The organism is Enterobacter sp. E1, assembly GCF_016809815.1.
In the GTDB taxonomy this organism is placed as follows: Bacteria; Pseudomonadota; Gammaproteobacteria; order Enterobacterales; family Enterobacteriaceae; genus Enterobacter; species Enterobacter adelaidei.
The window spans coordinates 790577-804429 of sequence record NZ_JAFBJM010000001.1 but is presented as its reverse complement, the minus strand read 5'-3'; the positions used below and the strand labels follow the sequence as shown (position 1 = coordinate 804429).

Here is a 13853-nt window from a genome sequence, read left to right as displayed (position 1 = left end):
TCCTTCCTCAGGGTAATAACGACGACAGGGATGCGAATAATTTGTATTGGGGCATGCGTGTGGATCTCTCTCTGACGGGGTTCACTCTCGGAGTCTTCATGCGATGAGCAAGGAGTCATGATGTTAGATATAGTCGAACTGTCGCGCTTACAGTTTGCCTTGACCGCGATGTACCACTTCCTGTTTGTGCCACTGACGCTTGGTATGGCGTTCCTGCTGGCCATCATGGAAACGGTATACGTTCTCTCCGGCAAACAGATTTATAAAGATATGACCAAGTTCTGGGGCAAGTTGTTTGGTATCAACTTCGCACTGGGCGTGGCAACCGGTCTGACCATGGAGTTCCAGTTCGGGACTAACTGGTCTTACTATTCCCACTATGTAGGGGATATCTTCGGTGCGCCGCTGGCCATTGAAGGTTTGATGGCCTTCTTCCTCGAATCCACCTTTGTAGGTCTGTTCTTCTTCGGTTGGGACCGTCTGGGTAAAGTCCAGCACATGGCAGTGACCTGGCTGGTGGCATTAGGTTCGAACCTGTCCGCGCTGTGGATCCTGGTGGCGAACGGCTGGATGCAAAACCCAATCGCGTCTGATTTCAACTTCGAAACTATGCGTATGGAGATGGTCAGCTTTGCCGAGCTGGTCCTGAACCCGGTTGCGCAGGTTAAATTCGTTCACACCGTGGCATCTGGCTATGTGTGCGGCGCGATGTTTATCCTGGGTATCAGTTCTTACTACATGCTGCGTGGTCGTGACTTTGCATTTGCTAAGCGCTCTTTCGCCATCGCTGCAAGTTTCGGTATGGCTGCAATCCTCTCTGTTATCGTCCTGGGTGATGAATCCGGTTACGAAATGGGTGACGTGCAGAAAACCAAGCTGGCTGCTATCGAAGCTGAATGGGAAACGCAACCGGCCCCTGCTGCCTTTACCCTGTTCGGTATCCCGGATCAGGATGCGCAGCAAAACCACTTCGCCATTCAAATTCCTTACGCGCTGGGTATCATCGCTACCCGTTCTGTTGACAAACAGGTGACGGGGCTGAAAGAGCTGATGGTGCAGCATGAAGGCCGTATCCGTAACGGTATGAAAGCTTACGCGCTGCTGGAACAGCTGCGTGCTGGCTCGACCGATCAGGCCGTCCGTGACCAGTTCAACGACGTGAAGAAAGATCTGGGTTACGGTTTGCTGCTGAAGCGCTATACCCCGAACGTGTCTGATGCGACGGAAGCACAGATCCAGATGGCAACCAAAGACTCCATTCCGCGTGTTGCACCGCTGTACTTCGCATTCCGTATCATGGTGGGCTGCGGCATCATCATGCTGCTGATCATTGCGGCGTCCTTCTGGTCTGTTATCCGCAACCGCATCGGCGAGAAGAAATGGCTGCTGCGTACCGCGCTGTACGGTATTCCACTGCCGTGGATCGCAATTGAGTCCGGTTGGTTTGTTGCAGAATATGGTCGTCAGCCATGGGCGATTGGTGAGGTGCTGCCAACGGCGGTAGCGAACTCCTCCCTGACAGCAGGCGACCTGATCTTCTCAATGCTGCTGATTTGTGGTCTGTACACCCTGTTCCTGGTGGCTGAACTGTTCCTGATGTTCAAGTTCGCGCGCCTTGGCCCAAGCAGCCTGAAAACCGGTCGCTATCACTACGAGCAGTCCACTGCGACTACTCAGCCGGCACGCTAAGACAGGAGTCATCAAATGATCGATTATGAAGTATTGCGTTTTATCTGGTGGCTGTTGATCGGCGTTCTGCTGATCGGTTTCGCTGTCACGGATGGTTTCGACATGGGGGTGGGGATGCTCACCCGTTTCCTCGGTCGTAATGACACCGAGCGTCGAATCATGATCAACTCCATCGCCCCGCACTGGGACGGTAACCAGGTGTGGCTGATCACCGCAGGTGGCGCGCTGTTCGCTGCCTGGCCGATGGTCTACGCGGCTGCGTTCTCCGGTTTCTATGTGGCGATGATTCTGGTGCTGGCGTCTTTATTCTTCCGTCCGGTTGGTTTCGACTACCGCTCCAAGATTGAAGACACCCGCTGGCGCAACATGTGGGACTGGGGCATCTTCATTGGTAGCTTCGTTCCACCGCTGGTGATCGGCGTGGCGTTCGGTAACCTGTTGCAGGGCGTACCGTTCCACCTGGACGAATACATGCGTCTTTACTACACCGGTAACTTCTTCCAGTTGCTGAATCCGTTTGGTTTGCTGGCGGGTGTGGTGAGCGTAGCGATGATCATCACTCAGGGGGCAACCTATCTGCAGATGCGTACTGTCGGTGAATTGCACCTGCGTTCTCGCGCGACGGCTCAGGTTGCTGCGCTGGTCACGCTGGTCTGCTTCGCCCTGGCCGGTGTGTGGGTGGTGTACGGTATTGATGGTTACGTGGTGACATCTGCCATTAACCATACTGCGCCGTCTAACCCGCTGACCAAAGAAGTGGCGCGTCAGGCCGGTGCATGGCTGGTGAACTTCAACACGACGCCTGCACTGTGGGCTATCCCGGCTCTGGGTGTGCTGCTGCCGCTGCTGACGGTTCTGACGTCTCGTCTGGAAAAAGGTGCCCTGGCGTTTGTGTTCTCTTCACTGACCCTGGCGTGCATCATCCTGACTGCAGGTATTGCAATGTTCCCATTCGTCATGCCATCCAGCACCATGCTGAATGCTAGCTTGACCATGTGGGATGCGACTTCCAGCCATATGACGCTGAACTTAATGACCTATGTTGCTTGCGTATTCGTGCCGATTGTTCTGGCCTACACCATCTGGTGTTACTGGAAAATGTTCGGACGTATTACTAAAGAACATATCGAAAGCAACACCCACTCTATGTACTAAGTAAGGAGCTGAATATGTGGTATTTCGCATGGATTTTAGGGACGCTTCTTGCCTGTGCTTTTGGTGTCATCACTGCCCTGGCGCTTGAGCACGTTGAAGCGACTAAAGCGGGTGAAGAAAAACACTAATGAACATTATCGCAAGGTTATATGCGGTAATGGATAAGCGCCCGTTACGGGCGCTTTCTTTAGTGATGGCATTACTGCTGGCAGGTTGTATCTTCTGGGACCCTTCGCGCTTTGCAGCGAAAACCAGCGAGCTTGAAATCTGGCACGGTTTCCTCATTATGTGGGCGGTGTGCGCAGGTGTGATTCACGGCGTGGGCTTTCGTCCGAAAGCTGTTCACTGGCAGGGCATCTTCTGTCCGCTGATTGCCGATCTCGTTCTGCTTGCTGGATTGATTTTCTTCTTCTTCTGAATAAGAAATGTCCGTTAACGTTATGGGCTTACCCGAGCCCATAAAAATTTACTCTCCGTTTACTTTCTCCCATTCCAAACCACCTTTCCCGCGCGTATAGTAGCGAAGTTTAAAAGAGTTAACTTTTATTGCATTACCGGGATGTAAAGTGAATACAACGCTGTTTCGATGGCCGGTTCGTGTCTACTACGAAGATACCGATGCCGGTGGTGTGGTTTACCACGCCAGCTACGTTGCTTTTTATGAACGGGCACGCACAGAGATGCTGCGCCATCATCACTTTAGTCAACAGGTGCTGTTGGCTGAGCGAGTTGCCTTCGTGGTACGCAAGATGACGCTTGAGTATTTTGCGCCTGCCAGACTCGACGATATGCTCGAAGTCCAAACTGAAATTACATCAATGCGCGGGACCTCACTGGTTTTCACGCAGCGGATAGTCAATGCAGAGAACACCGTACTGAACTCAGCTGAGGTACTGATTGTCTGTGTTGATCCAACCATAATGAAGCCTCGTGCGCTTCCTAAGTCTATTGTCGCGGAGTTTAAGCAGTGACTGACATGAATATCCTTGATTTGTTCCTGAAGGCAAGCCTTCTGGTTAAACTTATCATGTTGATTTTGATTGGTTTTTCAATCGCATCCTGGGCCATCATCATCCAGAGAACGCGTATCCTCAATGCCGCTGGCCGTGAAGCTGAAGCGTTTGAAGATAAGTTCTGGTCGGGTATCGAGCTTTCTCGTCTGTACCAGGAAAGCCAGGGACGCCGTGAAAACCTTACAGGCTCCGAGCAAATTTTCTATAGCGGTTTCAAAGAGTTTGCGCGTCTGCATCGTGCAAACAATCATGCGCCGGAAGCGGTTGTAGAAGGTGCCTCGCGTGCGATGCGTATCTCCATGAACCGTGAACTGGAAAACCTTGAAACGCACATTCCTTTCCTGGGGACTGTAGGTTCTATCAGCCCGTATATCGGTCTGTTTGGTACGGTGTGGGGGATCATGCACGCCTTCATCGCACTCGGTGCGGTGAAGCAGGCGACATTGCAGATGGTTGCCCCGGGTATTGCAGAAGCACTGATTGCGACCGCTATCGGTCTGTTTGCGGCAATCCCAGCGGTTATGGCGTACAACCGTCTGAACCAGCGCGTGAACAAACTGGAACTGAACTACGACAACTTTATGGAAGAGTTCACTGCGATTCTGCACCGTCAGGCGTTTACCAGCACCGAGAGTAACAAGGGGTAAACCATGGCCAGATCGCGTGGACGAGGTCGTCGCGAGCTCAAGTCCGAAATCAATATCGTTCCATTGCTGGACGTGCTGTTGGTTCTGCTGCTGATCTTCATGGCGACAGCGCCAATCATTACCCAGAGCGTGGAAGTGGATCTGCCGGATGCGACAGAATCACAGGCGGTGAGCACCAATGACGATCCTCCGGTCATCATTGAGGTTTCCGGCGTAGGGCAATACAGCGTGGTGGTAGAAAAAGATCGTATGGATCAGTTACCTCCTGAGCAGGTTATTGCTGAAGCACAGCGTCGCCTGGAGTCAAATCCGAAAACGGTCTTCTTAATCGGTGGCGCGAAAGACGTACCATACGATGAAATTATTAAAGCGCTGAACTTGCTACATAGTGCGGGTGTTAAGTCAGTTGGCTTAATGACTCAACCTATTTGATCATCCGCGTAGTTTTTGGGAACCGATAGTGTCAAAGGCAACCGAACAGAACGACAAGCTTAAGCGAGCGATAATCGTCTCCGCAGTGCTGCACGTTATTCTCTTTGCAGCGCTGATCTGGAGTTCGTTCGACGAGCATATTGATGCATCAGCCGGCGGCGGTGGAGGCTCTTCCATTGACGCCGTGATGGTGGATCCCGGTGCGGTAGTACAGAACTATAATCGCCAACAACAGCAGAAGGCGAGTGCCAAACGGGCTGAAGAGCAGCGTGAAAAACAGGCGCAACAGCAAGCGGAAGAACTGCGTGAAAAGCAGGCCGCAGAGCAGGAGCGTTTGAAGCAGCTTGAGAAAGAACGTTTGCAGGCGCAGGAAGCGGCGAAAGAGCAGGCACAGCAGCAGAAACAAGCTGAAGAGGCTGCGAAGAAAGCCCAGGAACAGCAAAAGCAGGCAGAAGAAGCGGCAGCAAAAGCCGCAGCGGACGCCAAAGCGCAGGCTGATGCCCAGGCCAAATTAGCGGCCGAAGCGGCGAAAAAAGCCGCTGCTGATGCTCAGAAGAAAGCTGAAGCGGAAGCCGCGAAGAAAGCCGCCGCAGATGCTCAGAAGAAAGCTGAAGCAGAAGCCGCGAAAAAAGCCGCCGCTGATGCTCAGAAGAAAGCTGAAGCAGAAGCCGCGAAGAAAGCCGCTGCTGATGCTCAGAAGAAAGCTGAAGCCGAAGCCGCTAAGAAAGCTGCTCAGGAAGCAGAGAAAAAAGCTGCTGCTGACGCCGCGAAGAAAGCCGCTGCCGCAGAGAAAGCCGCTGCAGAGAAAGCGGCAGCCGCTGAAAAGGCTGCAGCTGACAAAAAAGCTGCAGCTGAGAAGGCTGCTGCCGATAAGAAAGCCGCGGCTGAAAAAGCGGCTGCGAAAAAGGCTGCTGCTGCGGAGAAAGCCGCTGCCGCTGCGGGCGTTGACGACCTGCTGGGCGATCTCAGTTCTGGTAAGAATGCGCCGAAAACTGGTGGTGGGGCGAAAGGAAACAACGCAGCACCGACGGGAAGTGGTAACACTAAGAGTAACGGCGCGTCAGGAGCTGAAATCAACGGTTATGCCTCGCAGATTAAATCCGCTATTGAAAGCCGATTCTATGATGCGTCGTCTTATGCCGGCAAAACCTGTACGTTGCGTATAAAACTGGCTCCAGACGGCATGCTGTTAGATATTAAGTCTGAAGGTGGCGACCCGGCTTTATGTACTGCGGCTCTGGCGGCAGCGCGTCAGGCGAAGATGCCTAAACCGCCGTCTCAGGCAGTCTATGAAGTCTTCAAAAATGCACCGCTGGACTTCAAACCTTAAGTTACATTTTCCCCGTGCAAACGGGGAAAAATAGACCAGGTTTAGTCACAGGGTTCAGGTAGTTTTGTCTATTTGGGTTTGTTAACATTCTGCTAAATTATCGTGGGTAAGGTTACCCGGATAAGGGAGATATGATGAAGCAGGCATTACGTGTAGCATTTGGTTTTTTAATGCTGTGGGCAGCAGTACTGCACGCAGAAGTACGTATCGAGATCACCCAGGGGGTGGACTCGGCACGCCCAATCGGGGTTGTTCCGTTCCAGTGGGCCGGTCCTGGCGCTGCGCCTGAAGATGCTGGTGGCATCGTGGCGGCTGACCTGCGTAACAGTGGTAAATTCAACCCGTTAGACCGTTCTCGTCTGCCTCAGCAGCCGGGCAGTGCGCAGGAAGTACAGCCTGCTGCATGGTCTGCTCTGGGAATTGATGCCGTGGTTGTGGGTCAGGTTACGCCTAACCCGGACGGCTCTTACAACGTGGCCTGGCAACTGGTTGATACCGGTGGTGCGCCGGGTACCGTTCTGGCACAGAACTCCTACAAGGTCACTAAGCAGTACCTGCGCTACGCGGCTCACGCTGCCAGTGATGCGGTATTCGAAAAACTGACAGGCATTAAAGGTGCATTCCGTACCCGTATTGCCTATGTGGTTCAGACCAACGGTGGTCAGTTCCCTTACGAACTGCGCGTCTCTGACTACGACGGTTACAACCAGTTCCTGGTGAAACGTTCTTCCCAGCCTCTGATGTCTCCAGCATGGTCTCCGGACGGTTCTAAGCTGGCGTATGTAACCTTCGAAAGCGGCCGTTCAGCGCTGGTTATCCAGACACTGGCAAACGGTGCTGTTCGTCAGGTTGCGTCGTTCCCTCGTCACAACGGTGCACCTTCATTCTCTCCGGATGGGTCTAAACTGGCGTTTGCGCTGTCTAAAACCGGTAGCCTGAACCTGTACGTGATGGACATTGGTTCTGGCCAGATTCGCCAGGTGACTGATGGTCGTAGCAACAATACCGAACCTTCATGGTTCCCGGACAGCCAAAATCTGGCATTTACCTCTGACCAGGCAGGCCGTCCGCAAATCTATAAAGTGAATGTCAACGGCGGTGCTCCGCAGCGTATTTCCTGGGAAGGTACACAGAACCAGAACGCAGACGTGAGCAGCGACGGTAAGTTTATGGTAATGGTGAGCTCCAACGGTGGGCAGCAGCACATTGCCAAACAAGATCTGGTAGCGGGTGGCGTGCAAGTTCTGTCGTCAACGTTCCTGGATGAAACGCCAAGTCTGGCACCTAACGGCACGATGGTAATCTACAGCTCTTCTCAGGGGATGGGATCTGTGCTGAATCTGGTTTCTACAGATGGGCGTTTCAAAGCGCGTATTCCGGCAACTGATGGACAGGTAAAATCACCTGCCTGGTCGCCGTATCTGTAAATAATAATTAATTGATTACTAAAGGAATCATAGAAATGCAACTGAACAAAGTGCTGAAGGGGCTGATGATCGCTCTGCCTGTAATGGCAATCGCAGCGTGTTCTTCCAACAAGAACGCAAGCAATGACCAGAGCGGCGAAGGCATGATGGGTGCCGGCACCGGTATGGACGCGAACGGCAATGGCAACATGTCTTCTGAAGAGCAAGCGCGTCTTCAGATGCAGCAGCTGCAGCAGAACAACATCGTTTACTTCGATCTGGATAAATACGACATCCGTTCTGACTTCGCTGCGATGCTGGATGCGCACGCTAACTTCCTGCGTAGCAACCCATCTTACAAAGTCACCGTAGAAGGTCACGCGGACGAACGTGGTACTCCTGAGTACAACATCTCCCTGGGTGAACGTCGTGCTAACGCTGTTAAAATGTACCTGCAGGGTAAAGGCGTTTCTGCTGACCAGATCTCCATCGTTTCTTACGGTAAAGAAAAACCTGCAGTACTGGGTCACGACGAAGCGGCTTACTCCAAAAACCGTCGTGCCGTACTGGTTTACTAAGAGAATTGCATGAGCAGTAACTTCAGACATCATCTGTTGAGTCTGTCGTTACTGGTTGGAATAGCGGCCCCCTGGGCCGCTTTTGCTCAGGCACCAATCAGTAGTGTCGGCTCAGGCTCGGTAGAAGACCGGGTCACTCAACTCGAGCGTATTTCTAACGCTCACAGCCAGCTTTTAACCCAACTCCAGCAACAACTTTCCGATAACCAAAACGATATTGACTCTCTCCGTGGCCAAATTCAGGAAAGCCAGTATCAGCTTAATCAGGTTGTGGAACGCCAGAAGCAAATCTTGTTGCAGATTGATAGCCTGAGCAGTGGTGGTGGTGCAGCACAAGCACAGCCGGCAGCAGGCGATCAGAGCGGAGCGGCGACTTCTGCGCCAGCCCCAGCGGCTGATGCTTCTGCTTCAACAGGAGCACCTGTACAAAGCGGTGACGCGAATACAGACTATAACGCGGCCATTGCCCTGGTACAGGATCAATCTCGTCAGGATGACGCGATTGCGGCGTTTCAGAACTTTGTTAAGAAATACCCTGATTCCACTTATCAGCCAAATGCGAACTACTGGCTTGGTCAGCTGAATTACAACAAGGGTAAAAAGGACGATGCGGCGTTTTATTTTGCCTCTGTGGTGAAAAATTACCCGAAATCGCCAAAAGCGCCAGATGCGATGTATAAGGTCGGCGTGATCATGCAGGACAAAGGCGACACTGCGAAAGCCAAAGCGGTTTATCAGCAGGTGGTCTCAAAATTCCCAGGTACCGAAGGTGCTAAGCAGGCGCAAAAACGTCTGAATTCGATGGGATGATTATCGCATGACCAGAAATCGCGTTATTTCTGGTCGTGCAGCATGATTACTAAGCAGTTAAGTGATCTTCATCGAAATTTTTGTTGCGCTGAATTCTTAAATCAGTAATATATGCCGCCGTTGCCACGGGATATCAAACAACGTGAAAACAGCGTAAAAGTGGGTCGTTAGCTCAGTTGGTAGAGCAGTTGACTTTTAATCAATTGGTCGCAGGTTCGAATCCTGCACGACCCACCACTTAACGCATTACCGGCAGTACAGAGTGGGTGATTAGCTCAGTTGGTAGAGCATCTCCTTTACACGGAGGGGGTCGGCGGTTCGAGCCCGTCATCACCCACCACTCGGGTCGTTAGCTCAGTTGGTAGAGCAGTTGACTTTTAATCAATTGGTCGCAGGTTCGAATCCTGCACGACCCACCACTTTAAAGTGGCACCGAGTAAAAATCTTCGAAGTCAGCACCCGAATGGGTCGTTAGCTCAGTTGGTAGAGCAGTTGACTTTTAATCAATTGGTCGCAGGTTCGAATCCTGCACGACCCACCACTTCGAAGAAAAAATTCCCGCAAGGGGTCGTTAGCTCAGTTGGTAGAGCAGTTGACTTTTAATCAATTGGTCGCAGGTTCGAATCCTGCACGACCCACCAGTGTAAAAAGGCGCCCTAAAGGCGCCTTTTTGCTATCCATTCCGATGACATTTCCTCTCAAATTCGCTATCTTGTTTAGTATACAAAACACAATTGCCGTCCGTTTTGCTATGTCATGCAAAAGAAAGGCAATATTGTTAAGCCAGTAAAACGAGAAGCCATAATGAGTGTGATGTTTGATCCTGAAGCCGCAATCTATCCGTTTCCGCCAAAGCCTGTCCCGCTGAGCCTGGATGAAAAGCAATTCTACCGTGAGAAGATCAAGCGACTTCTCAAAGAGCGAGACGCGGTGATGGTGGCCCATTACTACACCGACCCGGAAATTCAGCAGCTGGCGGAAGAGACCGGAGGCTGTATTTCTGACTCACTGGAAATGGCACGCTTCGGTGCAAAACATCCCGCTTCGACGTTACTGGTTGCTGGCGTACGTTTTATGGGCGAAACGGCGAAGATCCTGAGCCCTGAAAAAACCATTCTGATGCCGACGCTTAATGCTGAGTGCTCACTCGATCTTGGCTGCCCGATTGACGAATTCGCGGCCTTCTGTGACGCCCATCCTGACCGGACCGTGGTGGTCTACGCTAATACCTCTGCGGCGGTAAAAGCGCGGGCTGACTGGGTGGTCACGTCAAGTATCGCCGTTGAGCTGATTGAACATCTGGACAGTCTGGGCGAGAAAATTATCTGGGCGCCCGATCGCCATCTCGGAAATTATGTCCAGAAGCAGACGGGGGCAGATGTTCTCTGCTGGCAGGGCGCCTGCATTGTGCACGATGAATTCAAAACCCAGGCACTGGCGCGCATGAAGGCGCTTTATCCTGACGCCGCCATTCTTGTTCATCCTGAATCACCGCAGTCTATTGTCGACATGGCGGATGCCGTGGGTTCAACCAGCCAGCTTATCAACGCGGCCAGAACGCTACCCCATAAACAGCTCATCGTGGCGACCGATCGCGGTATCTTCTATAAGATGCAGCAGGCCGTGCCGGAGAAAGAGCTTCTGGAAGCGCCTACAGCGGGTGAGGGGGCAACGTGTCGCAGCTGCGCACATTGTCCGTGGATGGCGATGAACGGCCTGAAGGCGATTGCCGAAGGGCTTGAGACAGGCGGTGCAGCACATGAAATCCATGTGGATGCCGCTCTGCGTGAAGGTGCGTTAATTCCGCTTAACCGCATGCTGGATTTTGCGGCTACACTACGTACTTAATTCAAAATGCCCTGGGGAAAAGATGGATTTTTTTAGCACGCAGAACATTCTGGTTCATATACCGATTGGTGCAGGTGGCTATGACCTGTCATGGATTGAGGCCGTTGGTACGCTGGCGGGATTATTGTGTATCTGGCTGGCGAGCCTTGAGAAGATCAGCAATTACGCGTTTGGGCTGATTAACGTTACGCTGTTTGCGATTATCTTCTTCCAGATCCAGCTGTACGCCAGCCTGCTTTTGCAACTGTTCTTTTTCGCTGCCAACATTTACGGCTGGTACGCGTGGTCGCGTCAGAACAGCCAGCAGGAGGCCGAGCTGCAAATCCGCTGGCTGCCCTTGCCTAAAGCTATCGCCTGGTTTGTCGCCTGCGTGGTCGCCATTGGTTTAATGACCGTCTACATCAACCCGGTATTTGCTTTCCTGACCCGCATAGCGGTGTCGGTGATGTCTGGTATGGGGTTGAATGTGGCTATGCCTTCGCTTCAGCCAGATGCTTTCCCGTTCTGGGATTCCTGCATGATGGTGTTGTCGATTGCCGCGATGATCCTGATGACCCGTAAATACGTTGAGAACTGGCTGCTGTGGGTCATCATCAATGTCATCAGCGTGGTGATCTTCGCCCTGCAGGGCGTCTATGCGATGTCACTGGAATATCTGCTGCTGACCTTCATCGCGCTAAACGGTAGCCGGATGTGGATTAACAGCGCGCGTGAGCGAGGATCTCACGCGCTTTCCAGCTAATGGTGATGATGTGAATGGCCGGACTGCGCCTCATTCAGGTGGCAGTCCGGCCCGTTACATGGCTGATACTCCATCTGGATGGTCGCATGACCAATCTCATAGTGATGTTCAAGAAAGTGCTGGATCCGTTCAAGCAGCGCATCATGGTCATGAGGTGGGATCACCTGAACGTGCAATGTCATAACCGGTTTCTCTCCCACCAGCCAGACATGCACGTGATGCACATTGCGGACTTCCGGGACAGAGCGGTGCAGGTTACGTTTCAACTCAGCAATATCTATTGATGTTGGTGCACCTTCAAGCAGTTCATTGACGCTCTCCTTCAGCAGTCGCCAGGCGCTACGCAGCACCAGACACGACACCAGCACTGAAAGAATCGGGTCGGCAGGCGTCCAGCCGGTATAGAGGATTACCAGCGCGGCCACAATCGCGCCCACTGAACCGAGCAAATCACCCAGCACATGCAGGGCCGCCGCACGCACGTTGAGGTTCTTTTCCGTACTTCCTCGGTGCAAAATCCAGAAAGCCAGAATATTAGCCAACAGCCCTGCCACGGCGATGACCATCATTGTCATCCCCGCAACGGGTTGCGGGTGTCTGAAACGCTGGAAGGCCTCCCAGACGATAAGAACGGTAATGACCACCAGTGCAATGGCGTTAACAAACGCGGCGAGAGTGGTCAGCCTCAGCCAGCCGAAGGTGTGGCGCGCATTCGGTGGACGACGAGCAAACTGCACGGCCAGCAGGGCGAAGAGCAGGGCGGCGGCATCGGTCAGCATATGTCCGGCATCGGCCAGAAGCGCCAGAGAGCCGGAAACCAGGCCGCCAATGACCTCGATAATCATGAAGGTTGCGGTGACGCCAAAGGCTAGCATCAGTCGTTTAGCGTTTTCGTCCCCGGAAGCGTGAGAATGAGAGTGCGCCATATCTATTTTCCTGGTTCATTTTAGGTTAAGTGTAGAGTTTTTAATGTGTTAGACAAACCTATTTTTGGGTCTGTTTCTGCAAATTCGGGAGAGAGTGTAAAAGGTGGTTTACACTAAGCGGCGAGCAAGTTAGATTGAAAGGATTGCATTCACGACTAGAGTTATGGCAGAGCTGGAAAGAAAATGAATTATCAGAATGACGATTTACGTATCAAAGAGATCAACGAGTTATTACCTCCTGTAGCACTCCTTGAGAAATTCCCCGCCACTGAAAATGCCGCAAACACGGTTTCTCATGCTCGTAAAGCGATCCATAAGATCCTGAAAGGTAATGACGATCGTCTTCTGGTGGTGATTGGTCCTTGTTCTATTCACGACCCGGCAGCCGCGAAAGAGTACGCGGCCCGTTTGCTCACCTTGCGAGAAGAGTTGAAAGACGAGCTGGAAATCGTCATGCGCGTTTACTTTGAAAAACCGCGTACCACCGTGGGATGGAAAGGGCTGATTAACGATCCGCACATGGACAACAGCTTCCAGATTAACGACGGTCTGCGCATTGCGCGCAAGCTGCTGCTGGAGATCAACGACAGTGGCCTGCCGGCAGCCGGTGAGTTTCTGGACATGATCACGCCGCAATACCTGGCAGACCTGATGAGCTGGGGCGCAATTGGCGCACGTACCACGGAATCGCAGGTTCACCGCGAACTGGCGTCCGGTCTCTCTTGCCCGGTTGGGTTTAAAAACGGGACTGATGGCACTATCAAGGTAGCTATTGACGCTATCAACGCTGCCGGGGCACCGCACTGCTTCCTCTCTGTGACCAAATGGGGTCACTCCGCCATCGTTAACACCAGCGGTAACGGTGATTGCCATATCATTCTGCGCGGCGGCAAAGAGCCAAACTACAGTGCAAAACATGTGGCGGAAGTGAAAGTCGGTCTGGACAAGGCCGGGCTGCCACCGCAGGTGATGATCGACTTCAGCCACGCCAACTCCAGCAAGCAGTTTAAAAAGCAGATGGAAGTGGGGGCAGATGTCTGCCAGCAGATTGCCAGCGGTGAGAAGGCGGTGATTGGGGTGATGATCGAAAGCCATCTGGTTGAAGGTAACCAGAATCTGGAAGGCAGCGAGCCGCTTGTCTATGGCAAGAGCGTGACGGATGCCTGCATCGGCTGGGAAGATACCGACACGATCCTGCGTCAGCTGGCGAATGCGGTAAAAGCCCGTCGCGGCTGAATAATCAGGCACAAATAAAAAAGCGCGGAAGGTTCCGCGCT

15 protein-coding genes and 5 tRNA genes are annotated in these 13853 nt (G+C 52.6%); 19 read left to right on the top strand and 1 reads right to left on the bottom strand.

Going from position 1 to position 13853, the window contains the following annotated elements; all coding sequences use genetic code 11:
* The first annotated feature begins 120 nt into the window (after positions 1-120).
* The 18 genes from cydA (at position 121) to pnuC (ending at position 11650) form a co-directional block, all read left to right on the top strand.
* Positions 121-1689 (top strand): cytochrome ubiquinol oxidase subunit I, encoded by a 1569-nt coding sequence (gene cydA / locus JGF26_RS04000; protein ID WP_028019427.1) that lies wholly within the window; start codon positions 121-123, stop codon positions 1687-1689.
* 15 nt (positions 1690-1704) lie between these two features.
* A complete protein-coding gene (cydB, locus tag JGF26_RS03995) occupies positions 1705-2844 on the top strand; it encodes a cytochrome d ubiquinol oxidase subunit II (RefSeq protein ID WP_028019426.1) in 1140 nt (379 codons plus the stop codon).
* A 14-nt stretch (positions 2845-2858) separates the two neighbouring features.
* Entirely contained in the window at positions 2859-2972 is a 114-nt protein-coding gene (cydX, locus tag JGF26_RS03990; protein ID WP_003858598.1) for a cytochrome bd-I oxidase subunit CydX, read from the top strand.
* A complete protein-coding gene (ybgE, locus tag JGF26_RS03985) occupies positions 2972-3262 on the top strand; it encodes a cyd operon protein YbgE (RefSeq protein WP_028019425.1) in 291 nt (96 codons plus the stop codon). Before cydX ends, ybgE begins: the two co-directional genes overlap by 1 nt.
* 148 nt (positions 3263-3410) lie before the next feature.
* Entirely contained in the window at positions 3411-3815 is a 405-nt protein-coding gene (gene ybgC, locus JGF26_RS03980) for a tol-pal system-associated acyl-CoA thioesterase (protein WP_003858593.1), read from the top strand.
* Positions 3812-4504, top strand: coding sequence for a Tol-Pal system protein TolQ (tolQ, locus tag JGF26_RS03975; RefSeq protein ID WP_008501101.1), 693 nt, complete (start codon positions 3812-3814; stop codon positions 4502-4504). The genes ybgC and tolQ overlap by 4 nt, the downstream gene beginning before the upstream one ends.
* Before the next feature lie 3 nt (positions 4505-4507).
* Positions 4508-4936, top strand: coding sequence for a colicin uptake protein TolR (tolR, locus tag JGF26_RS03970; RefSeq protein ID WP_003858589.1), 429 nt, complete (start codon positions 4508-4510; stop codon positions 4934-4936).
* A 28-nt stretch (positions 4937-4964) separates the two neighbouring features.
* A complete protein-coding gene (gene tolA, locus JGF26_RS03965) occupies positions 4965-6266 on the top strand; it encodes a cell envelope integrity protein TolA (protein ID WP_028019424.1) in 1302 nt (433 codons plus the stop codon).
* Positions 6267-6400: 134 nt separating this feature from the next.
* The gene (gene tolB / locus JGF26_RS03960; RefSeq protein ID WP_028019423.1) at positions 6401-7693 is read left to right on the top strand and encodes a Tol-Pal system beta propeller repeat protein TolB; all 1293 of its coding nucleotides are present in this window, start codon (positions 6401-6403) and stop codon (positions 7691-7693) included.
* Positions 7694-7728: 35 nt separating this feature from the next.
* Positions 7729-8250, top strand: a complete 522-nt coding sequence (gene pal, locus JGF26_RS03955) for a peptidoglycan-associated lipoprotein Pal (RefSeq protein WP_003858578.1) — start codon at positions 7729-7731, stop codon at positions 8248-8250.
* A gap of 9 nt (positions 8251-8259) precedes the next feature.
* The gene (gene cpoB / locus JGF26_RS03950) at positions 8260-9060 is read left to right on the top strand and encodes a cell division protein CpoB (protein WP_108090576.1); all 801 of its coding nucleotides are present in this window, start codon (positions 8260-8262) and stop codon (positions 9058-9060) included.
* A 161-nt stretch (positions 9061-9221) separates the two neighbouring features.
* Positions 9222-9297, top strand: a tRNA-Lys gene (locus JGF26_RS03945).
* A 27-nt stretch (positions 9298-9324) separates the two neighbouring features.
* Positions 9325-9400, top strand: a tRNA-Val gene (locus JGF26_RS03940).
* 3 nt (positions 9401-9403) lie between these two features.
* Positions 9404-9479: transfer RNA gene (locus JGF26_RS03935), tRNA-Lys, on the top strand.
* Between the two features lie 46 nt (positions 9480-9525).
* Positions 9526-9601 (top strand) — tRNA-Lys (locus JGF26_RS03930).
* Between the two features lie 24 nt (positions 9602-9625).
* A tRNA-Lys gene (locus JGF26_RS03925) sits at positions 9626-9701 on the top strand.
* A gap of 163 nt (positions 9702-9864) precedes the next feature.
* Entirely contained in the window at positions 9865-10908 is a 1044-nt protein-coding gene (gene nadA, locus JGF26_RS03920; RefSeq protein ID WP_134707324.1) for a quinolinate synthase NadA, read from the top strand.
* Between the two features lie 22 nt (positions 10909-10930).
* On the top strand, positions 10931-11650 hold the full coding sequence (gene pnuC / locus JGF26_RS03915) for a nicotinamide riboside transporter PnuC (protein WP_028019420.1): 720 nt from the start codon (positions 10931-10933) through the stop codon (positions 11648-11650).
* Here the strand turns inward: pnuC and zitB are convergent.
* A complete protein-coding gene (zitB, locus tag JGF26_RS03910) occupies positions 11647-12576 on the bottom strand; it encodes a CDF family zinc transporter ZitB (RefSeq protein WP_049005796.1) in 930 nt (309 codons plus the stop codon). The two genes, pnuC and zitB, sit on opposite strands and share 4 nt — an antisense overlap.
* A gap of 183 nt (positions 12577-12759) precedes the next feature.
* Here zitB and aroG point away from each other — a divergent pair, with 183 nt between their 5' ends.
* Entirely contained in the window at positions 12760-13812 is a 1053-nt protein-coding gene (gene aroG / locus JGF26_RS03905; RefSeq protein WP_134707325.1) for a 3-deoxy-7-phosphoheptulonate synthase AroG, read from the top strand.
* Positions 13813-13853: the final 41 nt, after the last annotated feature.

Coding starts and splice junctions, on each gene's coding strand:
- cydA (WP_028019427.1), top strand. CDS start 121: ATGTTAGATATAGTCGAACTGTCGCGCTTACAGTTTGCCTTGACCGCG.
- cydB (WP_028019426.1), top strand. CDS start 1,705: ATGATCGATTATGAAGTATTGCGTTTTATCTGGTGGCTGTTGATCGGC.
- cydX (WP_003858598.1), top strand. CDS start 2,859: ATGTGGTATTTCGCATGGATTTTAGGGACGCTTCTTGCCTGTGCTTTT.
- ybgE (WP_028019425.1), top strand. CDS start 2,972: ATGAACATTATCGCAAGGTTATATGCGGTAATGGATAAGCGCCCGTTA.
- tolR (WP_003858589.1), top strand. CDS start 4,508: ATGGCCAGATCGCGTGGACGAGGTCGTCGCGAGCTCAAGTCCGAAATC.
- tolB (WP_028019423.1), top strand. CDS start 6,401: ATGAAGCAGGCATTACGTGTAGCATTTGGTTTTTTAATGCTGTGGGCA.
- pal (WP_003858578.1), top strand. CDS start 7,729: ATGCAACTGAACAAAGTGCTGAAGGGGCTGATGATCGCTCTGCCTGTA.
- cpoB (WP_108090576.1), top strand. CDS start 8,260: ATGAGCAGTAACTTCAGACATCATCTGTTGAGTCTGTCGTTACTGGTT.
- nadA (WP_134707324.1), top strand. CDS start 9,865: ATGAGTGTGATGTTTGATCCTGAAGCCGCAATCTATCCGTTTCCGCCA.
- pnuC (WP_028019420.1), top strand. CDS start 10,931: ATGGATTTTTTTAGCACGCAGAACATTCTGGTTCATATACCGATTGGT.
- zitB (WP_049005796.1), bottom strand. CDS start 12,576: ATGGCGCACTCTCATTCTCACGCTTCCGGGGACGAAAACGCTAAACGA.
- aroG (WP_134707325.1), top strand. CDS start 12,760: ATGAATTATCAGAATGACGATTTACGTATCAAAGAGATCAACGAGTTA.